The following is a 26,042-nucleotide window of genomic DNA, read 5'->3' on the forward strand; positions in this document are numbered from 1 at the left end:
TACGATTTTTGCCTCATCGTTCAGTTTTCAAAGTTCGTCGTGTCGTTTTCAGCGACTTTAATATCTTAACAAGTTATCAACCCGATTGTCAACAACTTTTTTGATATTTATTTTTGTGTGTCACGACCATTCGCGGCACAAGAAGTAATATACCATGGCTTTTTAAATCGTACAAGCATTTTATTAGAAAAACATTTAAAAAGTTTTATTTACCCGTTTTTTGACTCGTTTATCCCTACATTGACTTCAAAAAGAACGCTCCGTTCCTTCTATAAGCTATAGAAGAAACGGAGCTCTACTCATTAATTTTGTTGGTGACGCATTGTCGGGAAGAGTAACACATCACGAATCGATGGCGCATTCGTCAACAACATGACGAGACGATCGATCCCGATGCCAAGACCACCCGTTGGCGGCATACCGTACTCGAGTGCTTCAATGAAGTCTGTATCCATTTCATGTGCTTCGTCGTTTCCTGCTTCTTTTTCGACGAGTTGTGCTTCGAAACGTTCACGTTGATCGATTGGATCGTTCAATTCCGTGAAGGCATTCGCATGTTCACGACGGACGATGAATAATTCAAAGCGATCCGTAAAGCGTGGATCCTCTGGATTTTTCTTCGCAAGTGGCGATACTTCAACAGGATGACCATAGACGAATGTTGGTTGAACGAGTGTCTCTTCTACTTTTTGTTCGAAGAACTCATTCAAGATATGTCCCGTCGTCATGTGCGACTGGACTTCAACACCGTGTTCATGCGCTAGTTCGAGAGCACGTTCGTTTGAAATCTGTTCAAAGAAGTCGACACCTGTCGCTTCTTTAACAAGATCGACCATGTGTGCTCGTTTCCAACCGACAGATAGGTCGATGACGTCTTCTCCGTAAGTGACTTGTGTCGTACCGAGTACTTCTTGTGCGACGTGAGCGATCAGGTTCTCTGTTAAGTTCATGATGTCTTTATAATCCGCATACGCTTCATAGAGTTCGATCATCGTAAACTCTGGGTTATGGCGTGTTGAGATTCCTTCATTACGGAACACACGACCGATTTCGTAGACTTTCTCAAGTCCACCGACGATCAAACGTTTCAAATGGAGCTCGATCGCAATCCGCATGTAAAGCGTCATGTCGAGTGCATTATGATGCGTGATGAACGGACGAGCCGATGCTCCACCCGCAATCGTATGCAACATTGGTGTTTCGACTTCCAAGTATCCGAGGTTATCGAGATATTGACGAATTCCACGAATGACTTTACTCCGCGCGATGAATGTCTCACGTGATTCTTGGTTCGTAATGAGGTCGAGGTAACGCTGACGATAGCGTTGCTCGATATCTTTTAATCCGTGATATTTATCCGGAAGCGGACGTAATGCTTTTGTTAATAACGTAAATGCTGTGACGTGAACAGAGAGTTCACCAACATTCGTTTTGAACACGTATCCTTGAATTCCAACGATGTCACCTAAGTCACATGTCTTATAGATCTCATACGCCTCTTCACCGACATCATCTTTACGGACATACAACTGAATTTGACCTTGTACATCCTGAACGTTCGTAAAGCCAACCTTCCCTTTACGACGTGTCGTCATGACACGACCCGCGATCGCAACTTCCGGTTTCAGTTCAGCCAACTCTTCTTTTGTATGTTCACCAAACGATGCACGAATGCTCGCGGTATCCGTCGAACGTTCAAAACGTGCGCCGAATGGATCGAGACCTTGTTCACGCATGGCGTTCATCTTACCGAGACGCACCTGCATTTGATCGTTCATTTCCATATCCTGACTCACTCTCTTCACTCCTTTTAATAATGGTTCACGACGATTCTCTCGAATAAAAAGCTGCCGGAATGACCGACAGCCCTTTAGAAAACCGATACGCTCATCTTCAATGCAACTAGCGTACCACAAAACGACGCTGTCCGACTATACTTTACCTGTTAGGCATATGCTACGTCTTCTTCGAGTGTCTGCAAGTACTGCTGTAACAGTTCGACGAGTCCTGCGTGTGTGTCGATATTGAATAACGCATTGCGAACGCGACCGTTCCCCTTCATTCCTTTCAAATACCAGGCGACATGTGTCCGCATTTCGCGTACGGCGAGTTCTTCTCCCTTTAGCGCGACTAGTCGTGTGGCATGCAAGAGACAAATATCAATCTTCTCACGCGCCGTCGGTTCTGCTGGAAGCGTTCCTGATTCGAGGTACTGGATCGTCTGATACAACATCCATGGATTCCCTAGAGCGGCCCGTCCGATCATGACACCGTCGACGCCGATCTCATCAATCATCCGTTTTGCATCTTGCGGAGTCTGAACATCTCCATTTCCGATGATTGGGATGTTGACCGCTTTTTTCGCTTCGCCAATGATGTTCCAGTCTGCGACCCCTTCATACTTTTGCGAACGTGTCCGCCCGTGGATGGCTACAGCTTTCGCCCCACCCGCTTCTGCTGCTTTGACATTATCGACACAATAGATGTGATGGCTGTCCCAGCCGGTCCGCATCTTAACAGTAACGGGTTTATCGATCGCTTGCGTCACCGCATGAACCATCTCATATACCTTATCTGGATCAAGCAACCATTTCGCTCCAGCATCGCTTTTCGTGACTTTCGGGACGGGACAGCCCATGTTGATGTCAATGATGTCGGCATTCGTGTTCGCTTCGACATATCGTGCCGCTTGAACGAGTGTCTCTTTTGAACCGCCATAGATTTGAAGACTGAGCGGTTTTTCCCGCTCATCCACGTACAGCATCTGAAGCGTCCGTTCGTTTTCGTACAAGATCCCTTTATCGCTGACCATCTCCGCACAGACGAGTCCTGCACCAAACTCCTTTGCGATTAACCGAAACGCCGGATTACAGACGCCTGCCATCGGTGCCAAGATGACTTGATTCTTCAGTTTGACATCACCAATGTTAAATTCCATTATTGTTCCTCCGCTTCTAAAAGCCCACCTAACCGTCGTACACCGTTTCGTTCTGTCTCTGGTAACTGCTGATACAACTGCTCGACACTTTGCTCAAGACCGGGTATGACGCATGTTGCTGCGAGTTCACGTAATGGTGCGAGGACGAATGCCCGCTCTTGCATCCGCGGATGCGGAACGGTTAATCCTTCGAGGTCAATGCGTTCTTCCTCATATAGCAAAATATCTAAGTCAAGCGTTCGTGGTCCATTTTTGAACAAACGCTCGCGTCCTTCTAGCTGTTCAATTTCCTGCAGTCGCCCAAGTAAGACAGATGCCTCATCCGTCGTTTGAATCGCGACGACCATATTATAGAATAAATCCTGCTCGAGATACCCGACAGGTACCGTCTCATAAATGGAAGAGGTCTTTACGTCATGAACGGACGGTAATGCTCTCAGGCGAGCAATCGCTGCTCTTAAGTGAGCCGCTTTATCGCCGATGTTCGAGCCGAGTGCAATGTAAGCTTCCTTCATGCATAGTCCTCCCGAAGGCGATTGATCTCGACCGCCACATGTTCATAATGACCGGCAATCGGCGGATCCGGTTTGATGACCTTGATCGACGCTTCTTGAATTCGTTCGTCTAACGCAAATACTGCTTTTGCAATACGGTCCGCCAAGGCTTCGACGAGTTGGAGCGGTTCTCCTTCGACGACACGTTTCGTCGCTTCATACAATTCGGCGTAATTGACACTTTTCGTCAAATCATCCGTCCGACCGGCTTCTGCCAATGCAAGTCCGATCGATAAGTCGACATTGAAGCGTTGACCGAGTTTCGTCTCTTCTGCGAATACACCGTGGTACCCATAAAAACGCATTCCTGTTACATGAATTCGATCCACCGTTATTCCCCCTTCGTCGCAGCCAACATGATGTCCATCATCTGCGCTGCCCGTTTGACTTCTTTGACGTCATGCACACGCATCCAGTCACATCCTTGTTGAATTCCGTAACACACCGTCGCAATCGTTCCTTCGAGTCGTTCTTCTGTCGGTAATCCGAGCGCAAGTCCGATCATCGATTTACGGGACGTTCCGAGTAAAACCGGATACCCGAAGTCCGTTACGATCGATAGATGACGCATCAGGTACAAGTTCTCTTCATGCGTCTTCATGAATCCAATCCCAGGGTCGAGCCAAATATGCTCTTCCGCTACGCCTGCCTGTTTTGCTAACCGAATCGATTCCTCAAGGTCAGCCTGGACTTCTGCCAGCATATCTGTCCCATGCGCCGTCTCCCGGTTATGCATCAAAATGATGGGTACTTTATACTGCGCAGCAACGTTGACCATCGAACGATCGCCCCACTTCGAGCCCCAAACATCGTTGATGATATCTGCTCCTGCTTCAATAGCAGCCTCTGCGACGACCGGTTTGTACGTATCGATCGATACGAGGACGTTCAGCTCTCGTTTGATGCGCTTGATGATCGGTAAAACACGGGTGAGTTCTTCTTCGACTGATACGAATGCTGCACCCGGTCGTGTCGATTCTCCACCGACATCGATTGCATCTGCTCCATCCGCGACGAGCTGACGCGCTTGCCGCATCGCTTGCTCGACATCGACATATTGTCCACCGTCCGAAAAGGAGTCCGGTGTCACGTTCAAGATACCCATGATGTAAGTCATCGTTGTTCTCTCCTTGTCGTCACCTGTTCGACGGATTGATCGAACAGCGTCATGATTTGTGCATATCCTGTTCCGTTGATTCCAGGGAAAGGGCGTCCGTCAAGTGACGAAATAGCGACCGCTTCCTGAACGGAATTCGTATAGATGATCTCATCTGCTTCTTCGAGCTGCGGTAAATAAGCCAAGCGTTCTTCGACCGGTACATATTGCATGAGGAACTGACGGGTAATCCCGTTCAGTGCACCGGTTTCAAGCGGTGACGTATACCATGTACTTCCGTAACGCCAAAAGATGTTTGACGTAATGCCCTCACAGACATGACCTTCCTTCGTCAAAAACAACCCTTCTGCTTCCGGATTGAACAATTGGCGTTTCGCCACTAGATTGTTCATGTAATGATGTGACTTCAAGCGGTAAGTCGTCTCCGGTGTACTGCGCGGTAAACGAATCGTCTCGAGTGCACGTTCCGCCCGTTTTCGCGGAGCGATTGGTTTCGCATAGATCAACACGGTCGGCGTGTCGTAAGGATCGATTGATAAACCGATCTCACGTGGACCGGCAGAGACGTTCAACCGAATGTATAAATCGTTCGCCCCATATGCCGCATATAAATCTTGGATCGCTTGCCGTAAGGCTTCCCGATCATATGCTAGCTGGATTCCGAGTGCGACACAACTCATCCGTAAGCGTTCAATATGATCATCGAACAAAAACGGATGTCCGTTATAGGTCCGAAACGTCTCGAATACACCCATCCCGTAGACGAATCCGTGATCGAGCGGGGAGATGCGTACTTCTTCTTCTCGTTTAATGGTTCCGTCATGCCAGAGATACATAATGCGTCAACTCCAAGAAATTTTTTAACATCTGCTTCCCGTCTCGCGTCAAAATCGCTTCCGGATGGAACTGGACACCGAGAATCGGCAACGTCCGGTGACGGAGTGCCATGATCTCCCCACCGGATTCCGCCGTCACTTCGAGCACTTCCGGGAATGTCTCGCGTTCAACGACGAGCGAGTGATAACGTGTCACCGGCGTCGCTTGTGGGATTCGTTCAAAGATGCCTTGTCCGTCATGCGTCAGTGGCGAGACTTTTCCGTGCATTAATTCCTTCGCGCGGACGACTTTACCACCGAATACTTGTCCAATCGCTTGATGACCTAAGCAGACCCCTAGTATCGGTACCTTCCCAGCAAAATAAGCAATCGCTTCTAGACTGATCCCCGCTTCATTCGGTGTACAGGGGCCCGGTGAGATGACCAGATGATCCGGTTGCAATGCTTCGATTTTCGCAAGGGTGATCGCGTCGTTGCGAAATACCCGGATGTCTTGCCCAAGTTCGCCGAAATACTGGACTAAGTTGTACGTAAAGGAATCATAGTTATCAATCAATACAATCATTGCGTTCCCTCCGCTGTTTCTTTTGTCACCCATAACGCCTTTGCTTTACTGAGTGACTCTTCGTATTCACGTGCTGCGTCCGAGTCTGTGACGACTCCAGCACCTGCTTGGACATATGCCATCCCGTCTTTGGCGACAAGTGTCCGAATCAAGATGTTGAAGATGACATCATCCGCCCAACTGATGAAGCCAAGCGATCCAGTATAGATGCCACGCCGGACCGGTTCGAGTTCTTCAATGATTTCCATCGTCCGGATTTTTGGCGCACCAGTGATCGTACCACCTGGGAACATCGCAGCAAGCACCTGACTCCCAGAGTGTTCCGGTGCTACTTCCCCTCTGACGTTTGAGACGATGTGTTGCACGTGCGAGTATTTCTCGATCACCATCAACTCATCGACATGAACCGTGCCATAACGACTGACGCGACCTAAATCATTCCGCTCTAAATCAACAAGCATCACATGCTCTGCCCGTTCTTTTTCGTTATCGAGTAAGGTTTTCGCAAGTCGTAAATCTTCTGCTTCATCCTTCCCGCGTGGTCGTGTTCCCGCAATCGGACGTGTCGCTAACGCATCGCCGATTTTTTCGACGAGCAACTCGGGTGAGGCGGACACGAGTGTTAAATCTTCATCCGCAAAGTAACCCATGTATGGAGAAGGATTGACTTGTCGTAATACATCATACAAATGTTCCGCTGTCGTCCCAAGCGGTTCTTGTTGACGGACGGACAAATTAACTTGGAAAACGTCACCGTCCTCAATATAGGATTTAATCCGGTGTGCCGCTGTCATGAACGCTTCCTGCCCGAAAGCCCGTTCCCGCTCGCCGGACGAACCGATTGCTGTAAATTGAGGTGCATCCGTCTCGATGCACCAACGCGCGATTTCCGTTTCAAGGACTCGTTCTGCTTCCTCTGCCGTGTCTCGTGTCACGGCCATGAACAACTGCTTCGTTTCCTCATCAAATACGGCGACTTCATCGTACCAGTAAAATGATAGATCGGGTGTTTGAAGATCATCCATCGCTTGTTCCGGTAGCTTTTCTAAATAACGGACGGCATCATAACTGACGTATCCGGCAAACCCACCAAAGAACGGTGGCATTCCATCCGGTCGGACTGATTCACGGTCGACGCGAAGTCGTTCGAGTACATCAAACGGATTCGCCGTCGATATCTCGACTTTTCCATCTGTCTCAATCGTCGTCGTTCCGTCTTTTGTCCGGACGTATCCGACAGGACGAGTCGCCGCCATCGTATACCGGCCGATTCGACCGCTTTCGAGCCAGACGTGTCCCGTTGTGCCATTCGTCTGTTCAACATATCGATTGTAGAATTGTTCTTTCGTCCATGGTACTGCTTTGTATTTCGTCTGTCGCATACGCGTCCCCCACTTCACACTATTCTGCTCTCATTATACGCAAAAAAGTACACGGAAGCCGAATGACTTCCGTGTACGTCCAGTTGATTACTTCGATTGGTCTGCTTCTTCCTCGATTTGATACAGCGGTGTACTTAAGTACCGCTCCCCATTCGAAGGAATGATCGCGAGAACGTTTTTCCCTTTACCGAGACGTTTCGCTGTCTTGAGCGCTGCTGCAATCGCAGCACCTGACGAGATACCGCCTAAGACACCATTCGTCTTCGCTGCTCGGCGTGCGTGATCGAATGCTTCTTCCGTCGTGATTTGCTCAACACCATCATAAATCTCTGTATCGAGAATCGACGGCACGAACCCAGCACCGATTCCTTGCAGTTTGTGTGGTCCCGGTTTACCACCTGATAAGACCGGTGAATCCGTTGGTTCGACGGCAATGATTTCAATACCTTGGAAAGCATCGCGTAACACTTTACCAGCACCGGTGATCGTTCCGCCCGTTCCAATTCCCGCGATGAACGCATCGAGTTGCATGCCTTCGAACGCTTCGACGATTTCAGGACCTGTCGTTTTTTCATGGACGACTGGATTAGCACCGTTATTGAATTGTTGCGGCATGAAGTAACCGTGTTCTTCCGCTTCCGCTGTCGCGCGAGCGATCGCACCCTTCATCCCTTCAGGACCCGGAGTCAGAATCAATTCCGCACCATAGGCGCGAAGCAACGTCCGGCGCTCCATGCTCATCGTTTCCGGCATGACGAGGATGGCACGGTATCCTTTCGCCGAAGCGACCATCGCGAGTCCGATCCCTGTGTTTCCACTCGTCGGCTCGATGATTGTGTCTCCTTCTTTGAGTTGACCCGCTTCTTCTGCGGCCTCAATCATAGATAGCGCGATCCGGTCTTTTACGCTTGATCCAGGGTTCATGTACTCCAATTTTAGATACACATCTGCATCCTCAGGACCCGTTAGATGATGTAACTTGACGATCGGGGTGCGACCGACTAAATCTAATACTGAATTCGCAATACGCATGACCATTCCTCCTCATTAGTGAACCGCTTGAATTCCAAGTAATCCGATAAACTAATTATCAGCGGACTGGATGAAATCTGTCAATCAAAGCGTTTGACTTCCGGCTTTTTTCCATCCTTCGTCTGGCGTTCGACCGCTTCTTGAATCAAACGATCAATCGTCTGTTTTTCCTGTTCCGTTCGCATCGTCTGATAGACCATCGCGCGCGTGATTTTCTCATCACCGACTTCGGCGACGACATCCTCGAGCGGACCACCGATGCTGTCTTGAACGATTTTAGGAGAATCGACCTTTGGGAGCTCACCCATGAAGGCGTAAGCACCGGTCATGAAATTCGTCAACATTAAGATGAAGATCAACATCCACAAGTACTTAGGTTGTACATTCCCCATATTCGATCCCTCTTATGCTCTTTCGAGTGATTTTTCGCGAAGTTCCTCTAATTCTGGAACATCATAGTGATAATGCTCTGAACAGAAGTGACAAACAGCTTCCGCACCACCATCTTCATCAATCATCGCTTGAATCTCATCTGGTCCAAGGGCAATGATTGCTGTCGCTAATTTGTCACGGTCACACGTACATTCGAATGATACTGGAATCGTATCAAGATGTTCGTAGTCACCGAGAACGAGTTCTAACATTTCTTCTGGTGTTTTTTCCTCACCGACGAGAATCGAGATCGGTTTAAGGGCTCCAACACGTTTTTCGAGTGCTGCAATCGTTTCTTCCGACGCACCTGGCATCAATTGAACGATCAAGCCACCTGCTGCGATGACTGATTCGTCTTCTGGATAAACGAGAACGCCAGCCCCAACGACCGATGGGCTTTGTTCCGATACAGCAAAGTAATACGTGAAGTCTTCGCTGATCTCACCTGTTTGAATCGGCGATTGACCACCGACGAAGTCACGCAACCCGAGGTCTTTGATGACAGAGATGTTTCCGCGACCGACCGCTTCACCGACTTTTAGTTTCGTCAGACCATCTGCATTGACATACGTATCCATCTCGACACGGGGACGACTCACATATCCACGTACGACACCTTTTGCGTCGGCATCGACGATGATTTTCCCAATCGGTCCATCGCCTTCGACTTTTAATGTGACACGTGTATCGCCTTTTTGCATCGTACCCATCATTGCACCGATCGTCAGTGTCCGACCGAGCGCTGCTGTGACGACAGGTGTCGTCTGGTGGCGCAGTTGTGCTTCATAGACCGTCTTCGTCGAACGGATTGCAAACGCACGGACTTCTCCATTGAAGCCTAACGCCCGTACTAAATAGTCATCTTTTAATTGTGCTAATAATTCTTCACGTTTCATCTTGATTCCCTCACTTATTTCGTTCGTAGATAATCCGTAATCCATCTAACGTCAAGAATGGATCGACGATCTCAATCATCGTGGATTCCTCGCTGATTAATCGGGCTAAGCCGCCGGTCGCAATGACCTTCGCTTCTCCCATTTCTTCTTTCATCCGGTGAACGAGTCCGTCCACCTGTGCCACATATCCGAAATAGGTCCCCGACTGCATCGCATGGATCGTATTCCGTCCGATGGCTGACTGCGGTTTCGCGATTTCAATTCGTGGCAATTTTGCTGCCTTATTATAGAGTGCCTCGGTTGCAACCATCACACCGGGTGAGATGATGCCGCCGTAATACCGTTTTTGTGCATCGATGTAACAATACGTCGTCGCTGTTCCGAAATCGACGATGATCATCGGTCCCTCGTATTTCGCCGTCGCCGCTACTGCGTTGACGATTCGATCGGCTCCCACTTCCCGTGGATTATCGACTTTTAAATCCAGTCCTGTCTTGATTCCTGGTCCAATCAAGAACGGACGGCGTTTAAAGTAACGCACACACATATTTTCTAGCGGAAACACGACGGGGGGTACGACAGATGATAACACGATTCCCTCGATTTCTTCCACGTTTAGCTCTGCGTCACGGAACAACGCTTTGACGAGCATACCGTATTCGTCCGTCGTCCGTGTTCGGTCTGTCGCAATCCGCCAATGCTCAATCAACTCTTGTCCTTGATAGACACCTAAGACGATATTCGTATTTCCGACATCGATGACTAAAATCATTTGCTTATTTCCCCGCTTCTTCTCAATTTTCATGCTTCGATTGTATTCCGTTGTTTTACGATCGGAACTATATACGTTGTGATTATACCATGCTCGTATAGTCACACCTACCGATGTGTATTCGCTCGGTCTGCCACAAAAAAGAACGGATTCGATATCAATCGAATCCGTTCCATCCGTTTACACTTGATCATCGCGACGCGGCGTATCTGGTGTATCCGTATCTACATTTTTCCCTTCGTCAACGACTGAACCCATTTGCGTTGGAGACTGCGTCGGTTGATCAACAGTTGCATCTGTCGATTCCGGTGCTTTCTCTTCTGCTTTTGGAGTCGTTGCTTCTGGTTCATGTTTTTTGTATTCGCCCGTCTCTAGGAGATGGTGAATTTGTTTTTGATCGAGTGTTTCGACTTCAAGCAATGTCGTTGCAATCAAGTCGAGCTGATCGCGCTTCTCAGTCAGGATATCTTTCGCTTTTTGGTAACAGCGGTTGATGATCGCTTGGATTTCCGTATCGATCTCGTGTGCGATTGCATCCGAGTAGTTCTGTTCGTTTTGGAAATCACGGCCGAGGAAGACGTTACCGCTTTGACCTGATCCGAATTGAAGCGGTCCGAGTTTTTCACTCATCCCGAACTCCATGACCATTTTCCGTGCAAGACCTGTCGCACGCTGGAAGTCATTGCTTGCCCCAGTCGAGACTTCTCCGAAGACGATATCCTCTGCGACACGACCACCGAGCAATCCAGTAATCTTATCTTCGAGTTCCGGCTTCGTCATGAAGTAACGATCTTCTTTTGGCAACATGACGACATATCCACCCGCGTTACCGCGAGGAACGATCGTTACCTTGTGTACTTCATCCGCATCGTCGAGCGTGACACCGATGATTGTATGTCCAGCTTCGTGCCATGCGACGATCTTTTTCTCTTTCGGCGAGATGATCCGGCTCTTCTTCGCTGGTCCAGCGATGACGCGGTCAATCGCTTCTTCGAGGTCAACGATCGAGACTTTATCACGGTCTGCCCGAGCGGCAACAAGTGCTGCTTCGTTTAGAAGGTTTTCAAGATCCGCACCTGAGAATCCAGGTGTTCGTTGTGCGATCGCTTTTAAATCAACCGTTGAATCGAGCGGTTTGTTCCGCGCGTGAACTTTCAAGACTGCTTCACGACCGATGACATCTGGACGGTCAACCGTGATTTGACGGTCAAAACGACCTGGACGGAGTAAGGCTGGGTCAAGAATATCAGCACGGTTCGTTGCTGCGATCATGATGATGCCTTCGTTTTCACTGAATCCATCCATCTCGACGAGAAGTTGGTTCAATGTCTGCTCACGCTCATCGTGTCCACCACCGAGACCTGCGCCCCGTTGACGACCGACAGCATCGATTTCATCGATGAAGATGATACATGGTGCATTTTTCTTCGCGTTTTCGAACAAGTCACGGACACGTGATGCCCCGACACCGACGAACATCTCAACGAAGTCAGAACCTGAAATCGAGAAGAATGGTACGCCAGCTTCACCAGCTGCGGCACGCGCGAGCAACGTCTTACCTGTACCTGGAGGACCTACGAGGAGGACCCCTTTCGGAATACGGGCACCGAGTTTCGCGAATTTACGCGGATCTTTCAAGAATTCAACGACTTCGACGAGTTCTTGTTTCTCTTCGTCTGCGCCGGCTACATCATCAAACGTAATCTTTTTCTTCTCTGTGTCATAGAGGCGTGCCTTCGATTTCCCGAAGTTCATGACGCGACCGCCACCACCGCCACCTTGTGCTTGATTAATCAAGAAGAAGAAGAGGATGAAGATGATGATGAATGGAACGATCGTCGTCAGTAACGCGATCCAACCACCATTCGTTTCTGCTGCCTTAAAGTCCAATTTGACTCCTTGGCTTTTCAATTGCGTATAAAGATCCGTTAGTTCCGTATCAACAGCCGGTACGACCGTCTCATACGTTGAATCTTTTTCACGCAAATCTCCTGTCACATTATACGTCTGCCCTTCATATTGGAAGGTAGCCGTCTTGATTTCACCTTTTTCAACAGACTCGACAAACTGTGTGTAATTGATTTCTTTGCTTTTGTTCACTGGACTCTGCAAGTATTGCAGAAACAAGATCAAAGCTAGAAAAATGACCCCAAACACGAGGGTATTCTTCACTGCTCGGTTCATCTTATGCCTCCTCTCCGCATCCATCTCGTTTTTCTAGTGGATGAATACGAATCCTGGCGCGACAGGGCGCGCTTTGTAATTGGTTTCATCTTATCATGGGACAGACGAGATTAAAAATAATTAGCCACCGTAGACTGCAGGTTTCAAGACACCTACGTATGGAAGGTTACGATACTTCTCTTCGTAATCCAGACCATAACCGACAACGAATTCGTGTGGAATGACGAAGCCGCTGTAATCTGCGTGCAAGTCATTCTTCCGTCCTGTTGGTTTGTCGAGCAACGTCACGATCTTAACGGACTTCGCTTTCCGGTACTTGAAGAGATCGACAAGGTAACCAAGCGTCAATCCGCTGTCGATGATATCTTCGACAATCAAGATGTCGCGTCCTTCTACCGATGTGTTCAAATCTTTTTCAATCTTGACTTCACCTGTTGATGTTGTCCCACCGTGATACGTTGAAACGTCCATGAAGTCCATTTCAAGATGCATATCCATCTTTTTCACAAGATCAGACATGAACGGCATTGCGCCTTTTAAGACGCACACAAGCAACGGAAAACGATCGTGATAATCCGCTGTCAATTCGCCGGCGAGTTCGCCCACTTTATTTTGGATCTCTTCTTCTGAAATCAGTACTTTTTCCATATCGTTCATCAAGGTCATGCTAGGTATTCCTCCTCCATAATAAACACTACATTACCATTCTATCATTAAATAAGATTTTGCGAGGAGTTCAAATGACCCGAATATTGCAATTCGATGTCCAATGACGGCTAAAATCACTCCATTTGCATCGACGACGACCGGAACCTGTTCCCGGAGATAACGCGGAACCTTAGCATCAATCAGAATTCGACTGACTTTTTTCGAACCCACAGCAAGCTGAATCCGATCTCCTGGACGTGGCGGACGTACCGTCAATGGGAACGCAATCGCGTCCAGCGGGATACCTTGATTTCCGATTGAGAAGCGAACCATTTGTTCACCATAATGATACGTTCCCAAATTCTCCCCTACTTGAAACGATAAATCGTCATTCATTGACCGTATCACACGATCCTGCATCAAAAAGCCATATGCACGTCGCATCCTCCAGTTTCCATAATACACTTCGTCTGAGCCCTTATCCACCCGAAGCCATGTAACAAAGTGACGAATCACATCCGAAGAAAACATTTCTCCCGTTAATGTCGGCAAAACAAGCCGCTGTAAATCCGTCGGTAATTCTAAAATACGTGCGACCGGAATTCCGTTCGCTTCCTTACACCGTTCGAGATAGGTCGCGACGAATGCCGCCTGTTCACGGATGATTTGCTGTCGCGCATGTGCTGCCGCTGCCGTTGCCTGTTCAAACTCAGGACGCATGTCTCGGAGTGATGGAACAATCGTATGCCGGATTTGATTACGCAAATAAGTAGTTTCTGCATTTGACGCATCTTCTCGCCATGGAACTTCATGTTGCAACGCATACTCGCGTAATGTTTGCTTCGATTCATGTAGCAACGGTCGATGCAACCAACCGTTACCAAACGGACGAACGACGGGAATACCATCAACCTGCGCTTCTCCACGAATGAGCTGAATGAGTAGCGTCTCAATTTGATCGTCTTGATGATGGGCGAGAATCAGACGCGAGCGCCCGGTCTCTTCCATGATTCGTTCAAAAAACGCATATCTCTCTTCGCGACAAGCTGCTTGAGAGCTCGTACGTCCTGTCCATTCTAAACGCGTCATGAAAAAAGATATCTTTCGGGCCGTTGCCCACTCCTTAATAAAGCACGCTTCTTCGTCGGACGCCTCTCGTAATCCATGATGCACATGCGCAATCGCGATATCGTAGCCCTCTTTGTACAACCGATCGACGAGTACCATCGAATCACAACCTCCCGAAACACCTACTAAAAGTGGTTCGAACGGCACACCTTCCATAACGATTTCCCCCTTTCCGTTAAAACCTAAAAAAAGCTATCTCTATATAATAGAGATAGCTTTTGAGAATGACCCGTACGGGATTCGAACCCGTGTTACCGCCGTGAAAGGGCGGTGTCTTAACCGCTTGACNAAAAAATATGGTAGCGGCGGAGGGAGTCGAACCCACGACCTCACGGGTATGAACCGTACGCTCTAGCCAGCTGAGCTACACCGCCATATTTTTAACTCGTGCGTCTTAAGCACATTTTCTATAATACGGGCAGGTCAAATGAAAGTCAACGCTTTTTCTAAAAATAATTTCAAAAAAATAAAAGATGGAATGAACGGCGTCATTCCATCTCTATTCTTATAAAGAACAGGTCAGCAAGTTATTGACGTTTTGCGCCGCGTCCGCCACGTTTTGAATCCGTTTGACGTTTCAATGTAGCAAGACGATCTTCACTATCTTTCAGGAAACTAGACATCAGCGTATCGAACGATTGTTCTTTGCGCGGTGGTGGTGTACCACGGCCGCCTTTGTTGAAGCCTCCACGGTTACCGCCTCCACGTGGTCCTTTGTTATCGAACGAACGTGGTCCACGATCTTGTCCTGCTGGACGTGGTCCACGGTCGAACTGACGTGCAGGACGAGGACGTTCGCCTTCTGGACGATCGACGGCTTTTTTGATGGAAAGACCGATCTTACCATCGTTTTCAACACTTAAGACTTTGACGGTGATTTCTTGACCAACCGTCAACACATCATTGATGTCTTTAACGTAAGAATCTGCCACTTCACTGATGTGAACAAGACCAGTTTTCCCTGTTGGTAACTCAACGAACGCTCCGAAATTCGTGATGCCTGTTACTTTCCCTTGCACTTTGCTGCCTACTTCAATCGACATAAATTGTATTGCTCCTTTTTAGTTGATTCGTTTCTTATTATACGAGTGATTCATTCTTTTTTCAATCAATCGGCAACCTTCAATTAGTCTTCCGGTGAAAAGTAGAAGATCGTTTCCCCTTTTTTCGAATAGAGCAACTCGCTTCGAGCTAAGTTCGCTACATACTCTTTATCATTGAGACGATTGATTTCTTCCTTCAGACGGGCGGTCTCTTTTTTTGCTTTCGTCTGCTCTTGTTCGGCGACTTGAAACGACTGCTTTTGTTCAGCGATCAATTGCCGTTTCTCCATGTATGACCACCCCATGAGGGAAAAGATGAGTAAAAAGACGGTCAGACACAGGAAAAAGCGATTTTTGAGACGTCGACGGTTTTCGATGGCATTCTGACTCAACTGCTTTTTACGGTCATTGAGCGGCTTGATCTTTGGCGCAGGACGCCCTGATTCGAGCGGTGTTGGCATATCATCCCTCCTCTTTCTGAGTGGTCACCCCTGACACTCTTTAGTATACTTCCTTTTTCCGGTAAATTACATTGATTCTTCGGAATTCACCTTTTCTTCACGGATGATCTCATACATATCAGATGCTTCTTCTTTTTTGGCATGTTCTTTAATGCTCGAAATCGCAACCGTGACGATCTTGTTTCCGAACCGAATCGTCATCTCATCACCTGCTGCTACCGTGCTACTTGCTTTCGCCACATTACCATTGATTGTAATCCGACCTTGATCGGCTACTTCTTTCGCAAGCGTCCGTCGTTTGATCAGACGCGATACTTTTAAAAATTTATCAAGTCTCATGACTGTTCCTCCTGCTTCGCTTGATGCCAGAGTGAATCTTGCTCTTCAAGCGTCATCTCAACGAGCGGTCGATCCGCTAGCTGTTCCATTCGCGTAAAGCGACGGATGAATTTATCATTCGTCTGTTGTAGCCCCTCTTCTGCCGAGAGACCAAGGTATTTCCCAACGAGTGTTATCGAAAACAGAACGTCTCCGAATTCACCTAGTCGTTCTTCTGGTGCGGCTTCCTTCAACTCACGTAACTCTTCGATTACTTTTTCAAGTGCACCCTCGACGTCACTCCATTCAAAACCGACTTTCGCCACTTTCTTTTGAATGTCTTCTGCGCGCATCAAGGCAGGTGCTCCTTTTGTCACACCATCGAGCAAGGAAGTCCGCTCCGGTTTCTCTTGTGCTTTAATGTCTTGCCAGTTCGAAACAACGTCTGCCGAAGAATCGACAATCGTTTCTCCGAACACATGTGGATGACGACGAATCATCTTATCACTGACGCTTCCGATGACATCTCGAATGTCGAAATACCCTTCATCTAGACCAATTTGTGCGTGGAGCATGACCTGTAAAAGGACGTCTCCTAGCTCTTCTATCATTAAGTTATCGTCCTGAAGGTCGATTGCTTCCAGTAATTCATAAGATTCTTCGATTAAATGACGTTTTAAGGACTCATGTGTCTGCTCTTGATCCCATGGGCAACCGCCTTCACCACGTAACCGTGCGACAATCTCTTTTAATGTCGCGAAGTCACGGTTCAGCGTCTGCTCATCCGTAACAGGTGGTACGTAGACTGTCGTCAAGTTACTGAGCGTCGTCACATGATCGAGTTCATACAACGGCACGCTTTGGACAGTTTGTTTGCTTGTACCCGCTGCTGTGACAAGAGTGACGAGATGTTCGTCCGGATAACGTTCCATCAGCTGAACCTTTAAATCACCGGCGACGAGCGCATCATAGACTTGTCCAATCAGCAAATGTTGACGGATCTGCGCTTCATCGACGGTAAACGCCGTCGCATCAAGCAACTGGAATCCTTCAATCGGATCTACGCCAAGCGCCGCGAACATCGGATCAAGAAAACTTTGTCCGCCTACAACGTCGACCGCGTCCGTCCGCTCTAATAACTGCTGGACGGTACTCTCAGCGACCAGTGGATGACCTGGGACGGCATAGATGATGTCCGTCGTCTTTGAGAGGCGAAGCAATTCCTCAACGATTTCTGTGTATACGTCTTCAAACCGACTATGTCGTTCGTAAACCGAGTCAAATGATGTAAAGTTCATTCCCTCTGCTGCGAGTTCTGAAACGACTGGATGATCCATTGTCCGTAAATAGACAGGCTGTGTCGTGTTTTTTAATAATCGATAGATGCCAAACGGCAATTGTTCAAGTTCGCCGACGCCAAGGCCGACGATCGTGATTCGGTGTGTCATATACTCCTCCTACGTTGGTACATCTGATATAACTTATCTCCTAAAGGCAATAGCGCCCACTCTTGTGCTGTTAATGCACGAACGCGTAATGCCATACTGCCATAAATGATGGCACCACCGACGACAAGGACGCCGACTTCGAGTGCCGCACCGATTCGTGTCTCAAGCTCAAACAGCTGGAAGAACGTTTCGATCAGGTACAGAAACACACTCATGGCGAGCACAGGTAAGACCAGTCGTCGGTAGAACGCGTTTCCTGCCGATACGCGACCGAACTTCCGGTTCAATAAAATCCATTGTGCTGTCGCCATGACGGCAAAACCGCCAAATGTCGCCATACCCGCCCCGATCATACCATATCGGGGAATGAAATAGAGATTCAGAACGAGCTTCGCCCCTAATCCGACAAGAACACCAACGAGCGCATATTTTTCAGCATCGACCGACTGGAGACAAGAGATGATCATCATCGCAATCGAAGCGGCAAATGCCGTCGCCGCGAGCCAAATCAACCCTGCTGTTCCCTGGTCATCTTGATACAACGCAATATTGAGCGGACGCATCACACCCATTAGTCCGATTGTCGCTGCAGCGGCAATCAATAGACCGGAACGGAGTAATGTCTCGAGTTGTTGACGCATCATCTGCGGATCATGCTTTCGATATGCGGTTGATAAGGACGGAACGCTCGCAAGACTCATCGATGTCGCAAAGAGAATCGCGAATTGCAGTAACGGATACCCACGGTCGAGCACCCCTTTTTCAATTTTCGTCTCCGTCGTATTGCCAAGTAGATTGACGAACGTCAATCCATCGATCAATTGCATCAGTAACAAGGCAAGTGAGGCGATACTGACCGCCACCCCGCTTGTCACGAGCACCTTCCCGACCCGCCGTACATGAATACCTGAAAACACAGGACGACCAATCTTCCCTTTCGCAAAACGCAACAGGACGAATAACGAAACGATGCTGCCGCCAATCGCTGTCAGATGGGCACTGGCACCAATCCAGTAAGGGTCCGCCTGCATCGAGACGCCGATATAGGTCACGAGCAACAAGAGTCCGACACGGACGGCATTTTCAGAGACTTGGGATACAGCCGTCGGTCGCATCTCGAGATCTGCTTGAAACATGCCTCTAAGAACGGCAATCACAGGTAGTAAATAAAACGTACACGTGACGGCTCGCAACGGAACAACGAGTTTATCGTCTCCAAACCAACCCGCAAGTGTCGGGGCAATCCACCATCCGAACAGACCAAAGAAGACCGTCATCGCAAGTAAGACGTACAAAATCGACCATAAAACTTCTCGTTTTTCATCTGGATGATGGAGCGTCAACTTCGCCACGATGACGGGCAGCGCATAAATACCTAGCGCTGCCGCTATCGCGAATAAGGGATAGACCGTCTGATAGACGTACAGTCCGAAGTCACCTGCAAGGTTCTGATACGGAATCCGGTAAAAGAAGCTGAGCAGTTTCGAGATATAACTAGAGATTGCAAGCAGTGCTGCGCCTTGCGCAATCGTTCGTCTATTCATCGTGCGACGAGCCGACGATCAAGCTCTGCTAGCAACTGTTCTGCTTGCATCGTCATCTGTTGCGTCGACTGCTTGTTGCGGTTGAGCGTCAAGACGAGTTTCTGTTCTTGTTGCCCCATCCCTAGACCACGTCCAAGCGGAACGGTCCATTTGACGAAATCCGCCACATCCAGCTGCTGTGTTGATTGAAGTGACAAGACGATCTCGATTTTCGGATCGGTTTGTTTGACGCGCTCGACACGCGCTCGTTCAGCAAAAATCCGCATCCGTGTCAATTGGATCAAACGAGCAACCTCATCCGGGAACTCACCGAATCGTTCGAGCATCTCTGTTTCAAGTTGTTCGAGACTATCGACGGTATCGACATATTTCAAGCGTTTATAAAATTCGATTTTCAGCTCGGAGTCCGTCATGTAGTGCGATGGAATATACGCATCAAGACTGAACGTGAACTCAGGTACGAATTTCTGGACGCGTTTTTTGCCCTTCATCCGTTCTTTCCGTTCTTCAACCGCTTCTGCCAGCATCTGCGAATAAAGATCGAAACCAACAGAGTCGATGAAGCCCGATTGTTGGGAACCGAGTAAGTTCCCGGCGCCACGAATCGATAAGTCACGCATCGCAATTTTAAAGCCGCTACCGAGCTCCGTGAATTCCTTGATCGCTTGCAGTCGACTTTCTGCGACTTCCGTCAATCGTTTTTGCGGACGGTACGTAAAGTACGAATAGGCGACGCGACTTGAACGACCGACACGACCGCGCAATTGATACAGTTGGGATAGTCCCATTTGATCCGCGTCGTGAACGATCAACGTATTGACGTTCGGAATATCGATTCCTGTCTCGATGATCGTCGTACTGACAAGAACATCTGCATCCCCTTCGAAGAACGCGATCAACTGACTTTCGAGTTCGGTTTCCGTCATCCGACCGTGCGCCGTGACGATCCTCGCTTCCGGTACGAGCGCGCGAATCTCTTCTGCCTTTCGCTCGATGCCTTCGACCCGGTTATACAGGAAGAACGCTTGTCCACCCCGGCCGAGTTCTCGTTCGAGCGCTTCTCGCATGACGATTCCGTCGTATTCCATGACGTATGTCTGAACCGGATACCGGTTTTCCGGCGGTGTCTCAAGGACCGAGAGATCACGGATCCCGATCATCGACATGTGCAATGTCCGCGGAATCGGTGTCGCTGTCAACGTCAAGACGTCAACGTTCGTCTTCAACTGTTTCAGACGTTCTTTGTGTTTTACACCGAATCGTTGCTCTTCATCAATGATCAATAATCCGATATCAGCAAACTGGACGTCTTTCGACAGCACACGGTGTGTCCCGACGACGACATCGATCGTTCCCTCTTTTAGACCTTGTTTCGTCGCCTTTAATTCTGCTGGCGAACGGAACCGGCTCATGACCGACACACGAATCGGCCATTCACTGAATCGCTCAAGCATCGTTTCGTAGTGTTGTTGTGCAAGGACAGTTGTTGGTACGAGTAACGCGACTTGTTTTCCAGACATGACCGCTTTGAACGCTGCTCGAATCGCAACTTCCGTTTTCCCGTATCCAACGTCGCCACATAATAGACGATCCATCGGACGCGGACGTTCCATATCCTTCTTGATCTCGGCAATCGATCGTAATTGATCGACCGTTTCCTCATACGGGAACGAAGCCTCGAATGCTTGCATGTTATCGTCGTCCTCTGGGAACGCAAAACCGACGGCAGCCTCGCGAGCCGCATAGAGCTTGATCAACTCATCAGCAATATCCTCGACCGATTTCTGGACTTTCGCTTTGACCTTTTTCCATTCCGTCCCGCCGAGTTTATAGATCTTCGGCTCTTTCCCTTCAGCCCCGACATACTTTTGAATCAAGTCGATCTGATCGACAGGAACATACAAAGAGTCCTCTCCCGCGTAAACGAGATGGAGATAGTCCTGATGATTACCGGCTACATCAATCGTCTTGATGCCGTGGTACCGACCAATCCCATGATGAATATGAACGACGTAATCGCCTGTCTTCAATTCTTGGTAGCTCTTAATCCGTTCAGCGTTCGTCAGCTTCGTCGTTTGCTTCCGGCGACGCGCTGGTTGCTTGAAGACTTCTTCTTCCGTGATGACGACGAGACGCGCATTCGTCATCTCGAATCCACCATGAATTCCCCCAATCAGGATCGCTGGTTGACCACGAGTGATGCCTTCTTTCGTTACGATCGAGGCTTCGACCCCATAATCGGATAACGTCTGACGCATCCGCTCGGCACGTTCTCGGTTACTCGCTAAGAAAACCATCCACATGTCAGCGCGACGATATCGCTCGACTTCTTGCTTCAGGCGTTCCATCTGACCATGGAACGGTGCAATCGGTTTGATGCTGAAATGGATTGCCGCACTTTCCGGTACCCCACTCCGGCGGGTCGGTAGGAGCGAGAGATACAACAATGGTTGTCCTTCAAAGACATGTGCCATCGGAACGGACAGGACGTAATCACTGACGCTTTGTCCGCGTTCAATGAGAGACGCCATCCATTCTGCTTCCTCTGCGTCCTGGACTTCCGCCGCTTCTTCGACCCGTGCGACTTCATCGACGATCAAGACACTTCCCGTCACGTCTTGACGTAACGTCGACGTGTAGAGAATCGGTGCATACTTCGCGAACTGTTTCGGACGATCGCCGTTTTCTAGCAACTCGACGTCATAAGCAATTCCCTCTTCAAGTGCCGCGAGGACTTCCGTACTTTGGACGCGCTCTTTCGTCGCCTCATAAAGACGACGGACTTTTTCACCCGCGTCCTTCAACTGATCCTTCGTCGCGAAGTGTTCCGCCGCCGGCATCAAACATGCTTCTGCGACGACACCGAGTGAGCGTTGTGTCTCCGCATCGAATGTATAGATCGAGTCGACTTCCTCGTCGAATAGATCCAGCCGGTATGGGCGTTCGACCGTGAGCGGATAAATATCGATGATACTTCCGCGAACAGCAAACTCACCAGGTGTCGTCACGGTCGCTGTCCGTTCGTACCCCGCATCGACTAAATCTTGGACGAAGTCCGGAATCGATAAGATGTCGCCCGGCTTCACTTGTTTGACGTGTGACAGGAACGTCTGTGCATCCGGAACATATCGGCGTAAACCGACGAGCGGAATGATCAAAATTCCGTCGTCCGTCGTCAGTAAACGATGACGGGTCTCGATCCGCGTCGCCCGCAGTTCTGGACTTGCGCCATAAGAAAGTTCTGCTGCTAACGTCTCATCGACCGGATAGAGCATGACGTCTTCTTCCGGTACAAGTTCAATCAAATCATCGTACAGTTTTTGTGCTTGGAACATATTATGTGTCACGAGTACGAATCGACGTTTCGTCTCCTGATAAATCCCGGCGACGAACAATGCTTTCCCACTGTTCATCAGACCGGTGATCAACTGAGCGTTGACACCGTCCCGGAAGCGTTCCCGAACCGTCTTGATTTCAGGAATCGCTAGTAAGAGTTCTTGTAATTGTTTCATCTTCTTCCTCCTAAAACACGACAGCAAAAACGCTTTGGAACCCCAAAGCGTTGCGTTCAGTTATACCGATTCATCAAAGCGAGAAACGGTGTGTCTATGAAGTCTGTCGCTACATCGACAGACGCATTGAGTACGTGTTGCAAACTTCCTTGTTCTGCCTTCGAAAAATTCATTAACACCCAGTCAATGACTTGGATGGGTGCCGGTGGTCGACCGACGCCGAGCTTAAGACGCTTGATCTCCTGCGTACCGAGGTGCTGGATCAACGACTTGACGCCGTTATGACCGCCTGCACTGCCTTTTGAACGCAACCGTAGTTTCTCAAGCGGCAAGTCCAGATCGTCATAGATGACGAGCACATCTTCGACCGCAATTTTATAGAAATCAAGTAACGGTCGCACCGCTTCACCTGATAAGTTCATATACGTCAATGGCTTGACGAGCACGACACGTTCTCCGTTTATCATTCCCGTTCCGAAGAGGGCTTTAAACTTCGATTCTGAAAGCTTGATCCCGTGCTTCTCCGCTAAGGCATCAATCGCAAGAAAACCGATGTTGTGGCGCGTATTCGCATACTTCGCTCCAGGATTCCCTAATCCGACGATACATTTCATATCGATTCCTCATTTCTATTTAAAAAAGTAAACGAACAAGGGTCCGATTTCAATAAACCGGACCACGTCGTTCGTATGCATCAAGCAATCAGCTGAAGAGCGGGCTGATTGATTTCTGTTCGTGTACACGGATGATTGCTTCTGCAAGCAAGCGTGCTACAGAGATTTGTTTGATTTTGCTTGCACATTCGCGTTGTGTCAAGTCGATCGTGTTCAAGACGACGAGTTCTTCGATCGCTGAGTTCTCGATCCGTTCCATTGCTGGACCCGAAAGAACAGGGTGTGTACAACATGCATAGACTTGTTTCGCTCCGTTTTCGATCAAAGCGTTCGCTGCAAGTGTGATCGTACCCGCTGTATCGATGATGTCATCGATGATGATAGCAATCTTGCCATCGACTTGACCGACGATGTTCATGACTTCTGCGACGTTCGGTTTCGGACGGCGTTTGTCGATGATCGCGATCGGTGCTTTTAATTGTTCTGCTAATTTACGTGCCCGTGTGACACCGCCATGGTCTGGAGAAACGATGACGAGTTCGTTTGGATCGATGTTCTTTTTCTCGAAGTATGAAGCGAGAAGCGGTACACCCATCAATTGATCTACTGGAATATCGAAGAACCCTTGGATTTGTGCTGCATGGAGATCCATCGTCACGACGCGTGTCGCCCCTGCTACTTCAAGCAAGTTCGCAACGAGTTTCGCCGTGATTGGCTCACGTGAACGTGCTTTGCGGTCTTGACGCGCATAACCGTAATACGGAATGACGACGTTGATTGTCCGTGCAGACGCCCGTTTCAGTGCATCGATCATGATGAGAAGTTCCATCAGGTTTTCGTTGACTGGTTGGCTTGTCGATTGAATGATGTAAATATCATCCCCTCGGACACTTTCTTCGATGTTCATCGAAATTTCGCCATCACTGAAGTGTTTGACTGAACTTTCGCTGACCGGGATTCCGATGACTTTAGCGATTTCCTCTGCCAGTGGTTTGTTCGAGTTGAGTGCGAAAATACGAATTTCATGTTCTAAGACAGTAGACATGTGTAGGTGGCCTCCATTTGTTTGGGTTTAGACGAGTAGAGCGACAAGTAATGAATTAACGATAATCGGGTTTCGTCGTTTGACGTTCCCGTGCGATCGCGAGACCGTTTTCCGGCACATCATCCGTGACGGTTGATCCGGCAGCAACAAGGGCGTTCTTTCCGACCGTGACCGGTGCGATCAAGTTGACGTTACAGCCGATGAAGGCATCGTCCTCAATGATCGTCTGGAATTTATTTTTTCCATCGTAGTTGACCGTGATCGATCCACAACCGAGATTGACGTTCTCTCCGATCGTCGCATCTCCGACATAGCTCAGGTGGGCTGATTTGCTACCTTCACCGAATGTTGATTTCTTGATCTCAACGAAGTTTCCGACGCGTGTGTTCGCCCCGAGAACTGCTTGTTGACGTAAATGCGCGAATGGACCGACTTGCGCTGCTGGACCAATTTTGCTGTCCGTGACGACGGATTGACGAACAATGGCACCATCTGCCACTTCACTGTTACGGATATCCGAGTTCGGACCAATCGTACATTCTGAACCAATGACCGTCTGACCGAGTAATTGCGTTCCCGGATAAAGAACAGTATCTGAACCAATCGTGACATCCGGTCCGATATACGTCGAAGACGGATCAACGAACGTGACACCTTGACGCATCCAGTACTCGTTCGTCCGCTTGCGCATCGATGTTTCCGCTTGCGCAAGTGCGACGCGATCGTTGACACCAATTGTCTCTTCGAACGTAGGTGCCGCATACGCTGCGATTGTTTCGCCTGCTGCCTTTGCAATCTCAATCACGTCTGGTAAGTAATACTCACCTTGCGCGTTATCGTTCTTGACCTGCTTCAGCGTCGCGAACAACATCTCATTATCAAAGACATACGTACCAGTATTGATTTCACGAATCGCGAGTTCTTCTGCATTCGCATCCTTATGCTCGACAATTTTCGAGACGTTTCCGTCTTCACCGCGTACGATTCGTCCGTAACCAGTCGGATCGTCAGCGAGTGCCGTCAAGACAGTCACTTTTGCGTTCGTCTCCGTATGATGTTGTAACAATGAAGCTAATGTCTCGCTCGTCAAGAGCGGTGTATCGCCGCAGACGACGAGTGTCGCTCCCTGTTCGTTCCCAAGTACGGGTTCTGCCATTTGAACAGCATGTCCTGTGCCAAGCTGCTCACTTTGAAGTGCGTATTCCACCGATGTGCCAAGCACTTCTTTGACGGATTCCGCACCGTGACCGACGATGACGACCTGTCGCTTGACGCCGAGCGTCGCTAATTGATCGACGACGTGCTGTACCATAGGTTTCCCAGCGACTGGGTGAAGTACTTTGTAAAGCTTCGATTTCATCCGAGTTCCTTTACCCGCTGCTAGAATTACCGCGAAATGATTCATCCTTGTCGCTCCTCCACGTAAATTAGTGTTGATTTCGTTCTGAAATAGTACACTCGTTCCAACTATAACGAAAACGGCACCGTTATTCAATGATGGGACGAAGCGGAATCGAGGAAAAAACGAGAAAAAAGACAGCTTTTCCCAAGAAGAGAAAAGCTGTCTTTTTCC

24 protein-coding genes and 1 tRNA gene are annotated in these 26,042 nt (G+C 48.8%); all 25 read right to left on the bottom strand.

Annotation, left to right across the window (positions count from 1 at the left end):
- Nucleotides 1–302: 302 nt before the first annotated feature.
- The 25 genes from lysS to glmU all read right to left on the bottom strand — a co-directional run bounded on the left by lysS (nt 303) and on the right by glmU (nt 25,874).
- Nucleotides 303–1,784: a lysine--tRNA ligase gene (gene lysS / locus ASF99_RS00700; RefSeq protein WP_087682563.1), complete on the bottom strand. Its 1,482-nt coding sequence runs from the start codon at nt 1,782–1,784 to the stop codon at nt 303–305.
- 161 nt (nt 1,785–1,945) lie between these two features.
- Nucleotides 1,946–2,938 carry a tRNA dihydrouridine synthase DusB gene (gene dusB, locus ASF99_RS00705; protein ID WP_023466575.1) on the bottom strand — a complete coding sequence of 331 codons (993 nt, stop codon included), beginning with the start codon at nt 2,936–2,938 and terminating at the stop codon, nt 1,946–1,948.
- On the bottom strand, nt 2,938–3,453 hold the full coding sequence (folK, locus tag ASF99_RS00710; protein ID WP_023466573.1) for a 2-amino-4-hydroxy-6-hydroxymethyldihydropteridine diphosphokinase: 516 nt from the start codon (nt 3,451–3,453) through the stop codon (nt 2,938–2,940). Before folK ends, dusB begins: the two co-directional genes overlap by 1 nt.
- Nucleotides 3,450–3,821, bottom strand: a complete 372-nt coding sequence (gene folB, locus ASF99_RS00715; protein WP_023466572.1) for a dihydroneopterin aldolase — start codon at nt 3,819–3,821, stop codon at nt 3,450–3,452. Before folB ends, folK begins: the two co-directional genes overlap by 4 nt.
- 2 nt (nt 3,822–3,823) lie before the next feature.
- Complete coding sequence (folP, locus tag ASF99_RS00720; protein ID WP_055966551.1) at nt 3,824–4,609, bottom strand: dihydropteroate synthase; 786 nt, start codon at nt 4,607–4,609, stop codon at nt 3,824–3,826.
- Nucleotides 4,606–5,445: an aminotransferase class IV gene (locus ASF99_RS00725; protein ID WP_023466569.1), complete on the bottom strand. Its 840-nt coding sequence runs from the start codon at nt 5,443–5,445 to the stop codon at nt 4,606–4,608. The genes folP and ASF99_RS00725 overlap by 4 nt, the downstream gene beginning before the upstream one ends.
- The gene (locus ASF99_RS00730; protein ID WP_055966554.1) at nt 5,429–6,010 is read right to left on the bottom strand and encodes an anthranilate synthase component II; all 582 of its coding nucleotides are present in this window, start codon (nt 6,008–6,010) and stop codon (nt 5,429–5,431) included. The genes ASF99_RS00725 and ASF99_RS00730 overlap by 17 nt, the downstream gene beginning before the upstream one ends.
- A complete protein-coding gene (locus tag ASF99_RS00735; protein WP_055966557.1) occupies nt 6,007–7,392 on the bottom strand; it encodes an anthranilate synthase component I family protein in 1,386 nt (461 codons plus the stop codon). Before ASF99_RS00735 ends, ASF99_RS00730 begins: the two co-directional genes overlap by 4 nt.
- An 87-nt stretch (nt 7,393–7,479) precedes the next feature.
- Nucleotides 7,480–8,424 carry a cysteine synthase A gene (cysK, locus tag ASF99_RS00740; RefSeq protein WP_023466565.1) on the bottom strand — a complete coding sequence of 315 codons (945 nt, stop codon included), beginning with the start codon at nt 8,422–8,424 and terminating at the stop codon, nt 7,480–7,482.
- Between the two features lie 80 nt (nt 8,425–8,504).
- On the bottom strand, nt 8,505–8,816 hold the full coding sequence (locus ASF99_RS00745; RefSeq protein WP_023466564.1) for a hypothetical protein: 312 nt from the start codon (nt 8,814–8,816) through the stop codon (nt 8,505–8,507).
- Between the two features lie 12 nt (nt 8,817–8,828).
- Nucleotides 8,829–9,752: an Hsp33 family molecular chaperone HslO gene (gene hslO / locus ASF99_RS00750; protein ID WP_023466563.1), complete on the bottom strand. Its 924-nt coding sequence runs from the start codon at nt 9,750–9,752 to the stop codon at nt 8,829–8,831.
- Between the two features lie 10 nt (nt 9,753–9,762).
- Nucleotides 9,763–10,524 carry a type III pantothenate kinase gene (locus ASF99_RS00755; protein ID WP_035399500.1) on the bottom strand — a complete coding sequence of 254 codons (762 nt, stop codon included), beginning with the start codon at nt 10,522–10,524 and terminating at the stop codon, nt 9,763–9,765.
- Nucleotides 10,525–10,704: 180 nt separating this feature from the next.
- Nucleotides 10,705–12,708, bottom strand: a complete 2,004-nt coding sequence (ftsH, locus tag ASF99_RS00760) for an ATP-dependent zinc metalloprotease FtsH (RefSeq protein WP_023466561.1) — start codon at nt 12,706–12,708, stop codon at nt 10,705–10,707.
- Nucleotides 12,709–12,828: 120 nt separating this feature from the next.
- On the bottom strand, nt 12,829–13,374 hold the full coding sequence (hpt, locus tag ASF99_RS00765) for a hypoxanthine phosphoribosyltransferase (RefSeq protein WP_023466560.1): 546 nt from the start codon (nt 13,372–13,374) through the stop codon (nt 12,829–12,831).
- Nucleotides 13,375–13,407: 33 nt separating this feature from the next.
- Nucleotides 13,408–14,640 carry a tRNA lysidine(34) synthetase TilS gene (gene tilS, locus ASF99_RS00770; protein ID WP_055966560.1) on the bottom strand — a complete coding sequence of 411 codons (1,233 nt, stop codon included), beginning with the start codon at nt 14,638–14,640 and terminating at the stop codon, nt 13,408–13,410.
- Between the two features lie 141 nt (nt 14,641–14,781).
- Nucleotides 14,782–14,858: transfer RNA gene (locus ASF99_RS00780), tRNA-Met, on the bottom strand.
- 153 nt (nt 14,859–15,011) lie between these two features.
- Nucleotides 15,012–15,527, bottom strand: a complete 516-nt coding sequence (locus ASF99_RS00785; RefSeq protein WP_023466558.1) for a S1 domain-containing RNA-binding protein — start codon at nt 15,525–15,527, stop codon at nt 15,012–15,014.
- An 83-nt stretch (nt 15,528–15,610) separates the two neighbouring features.
- Complete coding sequence (locus ASF99_RS00790) at nt 15,611–15,988, bottom strand: FtsB family cell division protein (protein ID WP_023466557.1); 378 nt, start codon at nt 15,986–15,988, stop codon at nt 15,611–15,613.
- A 66-nt stretch (nt 15,989–16,054) separates the two neighbouring features.
- Nucleotides 16,055–16,327 (bottom strand): RNA-binding S4 domain-containing protein, encoded by a 273-nt coding sequence (locus ASF99_RS00795; RefSeq protein ID WP_023466556.1) that lies wholly within the window; start codon nt 16,325–16,327, stop codon nt 16,055–16,057.
- Nucleotides 16,324–17,754, bottom strand: coding sequence for a nucleoside triphosphate pyrophosphohydrolase (gene mazG / locus ASF99_RS00800; RefSeq protein WP_023466554.1), 1,431 nt, complete (start codon nt 17,752–17,754; stop codon nt 16,324–16,326). The genes ASF99_RS00795 and mazG overlap by 4 nt, the downstream gene beginning before the upstream one ends.
- A complete protein-coding gene (locus ASF99_RS00805; RefSeq protein ID WP_055966562.1) occupies nt 17,751–19,298 on the bottom strand; it encodes a putative polysaccharide biosynthesis protein in 1,548 nt (515 codons plus the stop codon). The genes mazG and ASF99_RS00805 overlap by 4 nt, the downstream gene beginning before the upstream one ends.
- Entirely contained in the window at nt 19,295–22,810 is a 3,516-nt protein-coding gene (gene mfd, locus ASF99_RS00810; protein WP_023466550.1) for a transcription-repair coupling factor, read from the bottom strand. Before mfd ends, ASF99_RS00805 begins: the two co-directional genes overlap by 4 nt.
- A 56-nt stretch (nt 22,811–22,866) precedes the next feature.
- Nucleotides 22,867–23,424: an aminoacyl-tRNA hydrolase gene (gene pth / locus ASF99_RS00815; RefSeq protein ID WP_023466549.1), complete on the bottom strand. Its 558-nt coding sequence runs from the start codon at nt 23,422–23,424 to the stop codon at nt 22,867–22,869.
- An 88-nt stretch (nt 23,425–23,512) separates the two neighbouring features.
- Nucleotides 23,513–24,469 (bottom strand): ribose-phosphate diphosphokinase, encoded by a 957-nt coding sequence (locus tag ASF99_RS00820; protein ID WP_012368955.1) that lies wholly within the window; start codon nt 24,467–24,469, stop codon nt 23,513–23,515.
- 55 nt (nt 24,470–24,524) lie between these two features.
- A complete protein-coding gene (gene glmU, locus ASF99_RS00825) occupies nt 24,525–25,874 on the bottom strand; it encodes a bifunctional UDP-N-acetylglucosamine diphosphorylase/glucosamine-1-phosphate N-acetyltransferase GlmU (RefSeq protein ID WP_023466548.1) in 1,350 nt (449 codons plus the stop codon).
- Nucleotides 25,875–26,042 lie beyond the last annotated feature (168 nt).

Origin of the sequence: Exiguobacterium sp. Leaf187 (genome assembly GCF_001423925.1) — a bacterium.
Classification (GTDB): domain Bacteria; phylum Bacillota; class Bacilli; order Exiguobacteriales; family Exiguobacteriaceae; genus Exiguobacterium_A; species Exiguobacterium_A indicum.

Excerpts from the sequence above, each read along its gene's own strand:
- lysS (WP_087682563.1), bottom strand. The coding sequence starts at position 1,784 with ATGGAAATGAACGATCAAATGCAGGTGCGTCTCGGTAAGATGAACGCC.
- dusB (WP_023466575.1), bottom strand. The coding sequence starts at position 2,938 with ATGGAATTTAACATTGGTGATGTCAAACTGAAGAATCAAGTCATCTTG.
- folK (WP_023466573.1), bottom strand. The coding sequence starts at position 3,453 with ATGAAGGAAGCTTACATTGCACTCGGCTCGAACATCGGCGATAAAGCG.
- folP (WP_055966551.1), bottom strand. The coding sequence starts at position 4,609 with ATGACTTACATCATGGGTATCTTGAACGTGACACCGGACTCCTTTTCG.
- ASF99_RS00725 (WP_023466569.1), bottom strand. The coding sequence starts at position 5,445 with ATGTATCTCTGGCATGACGGAACCATTAAACGAGAAGAAGAAGTACGC.
- ASF99_RS00730 (WP_055966554.1), bottom strand. The coding sequence starts at position 6,010 with ATGATTGTATTGATTGATAACTATGATTCCTTTACGTACAACTTAGTC.
- ASF99_RS00735 (WP_055966557.1), bottom strand. The coding sequence starts at position 7,392 with ATGCGACAGACGAAATACAAAGCAGTACCATGGACGAAAGAACAATTC.
- cysK (WP_023466565.1), bottom strand. The coding sequence starts at position 8,424 with ATGCGTATTGCGAATTCAGTATTAGATTTAGTCGGTCGCACCCCGATC.
- ASF99_RS00745 (WP_023466564.1), bottom strand. The coding sequence starts at position 8,816 with ATGGGGAATGTACAACCTAAGTACTTGTGGATGTTGATCTTCATCTTA.
- hslO (WP_023466563.1), bottom strand. The coding sequence starts at position 9,752 with ATGAAACGTGAAGAATTATTAGCACAATTAAAAGATGACTATTTAGTA.
- ASF99_RS00755 (WP_035399500.1), bottom strand. The coding sequence starts at position 10,524 with ATGATTTTAGTCATCGATGTCGGAAATACGAATATCGTCTTAGGTGTC.
- ftsH (WP_023466561.1), bottom strand. The coding sequence starts at position 12,708 with ATGAACCGAGCAGTGAAGAATACCCTCGTGTTTGGGGTCATTTTTCTA.
- hpt (WP_023466560.1), bottom strand. The coding sequence starts at position 13,374 with ATGACCTTGATGAACGATATGGAAAAAGTACTGATTTCAGAAGAAGAG.
- tilS (WP_055966560.1), bottom strand. The coding sequence starts at position 14,640 with ATGGAAGGTGTGCCGTTCGAACCACTTTTAGTAGGTGTTTCGGGAGGT.
- ASF99_RS00785 (WP_023466558.1), bottom strand. The coding sequence starts at position 15,527 with ATGTCGATTGAAGTAGGCAGCAAAGTGCAAGGGAAAGTAACAGGCATC.
- ASF99_RS00790 (WP_023466557.1), bottom strand. The coding sequence starts at position 15,988 with ATGCCAACACCGCTCGAATCAGGGCGTCCTGCGCCAAAGATCAAGCCG.
- ASF99_RS00795 (WP_023466556.1), bottom strand. The coding sequence starts at position 16,327 with ATGAGACTTGATAAATTTTTAAAAGTATCGCGTCTGATCAAACGACGG.
- mazG (WP_023466554.1), bottom strand. The coding sequence starts at position 17,754 with ATGACACACCGAATCACGATCGTCGGCCTTGGCGTCGGCGAACTTGAA.
- ASF99_RS00805 (WP_055966562.1), bottom strand. The coding sequence starts at position 19,298 with ATGAATAGACGAACGATTGCGCAAGGCGCAGCACTGCTTGCAATCTCT.
- mfd (WP_023466550.1), bottom strand. The coding sequence starts at position 22,810 with ATGAAACAATTACAAGAACTCTTACTAGCGATTCCTGAAATCAAGACG.
- pth (WP_023466549.1), bottom strand. The coding sequence starts at position 23,424 with ATGAAATGTATCGTCGGATTAGGGAATCCTGGAGCGAAGTATGCGAAT.
- ASF99_RS00820 (WP_012368955.1), bottom strand. The coding sequence starts at position 24,469 with ATGTCTACTGTCTTAGAACATGAAATTCGTATTTTCGCACTCAACTCG.
- glmU (WP_023466548.1), bottom strand. The coding sequence starts at position 25,874 with ATGAATCATTTCGCGGTAATTCTAGCAGCGGGTAAAGGAACTCGGATG.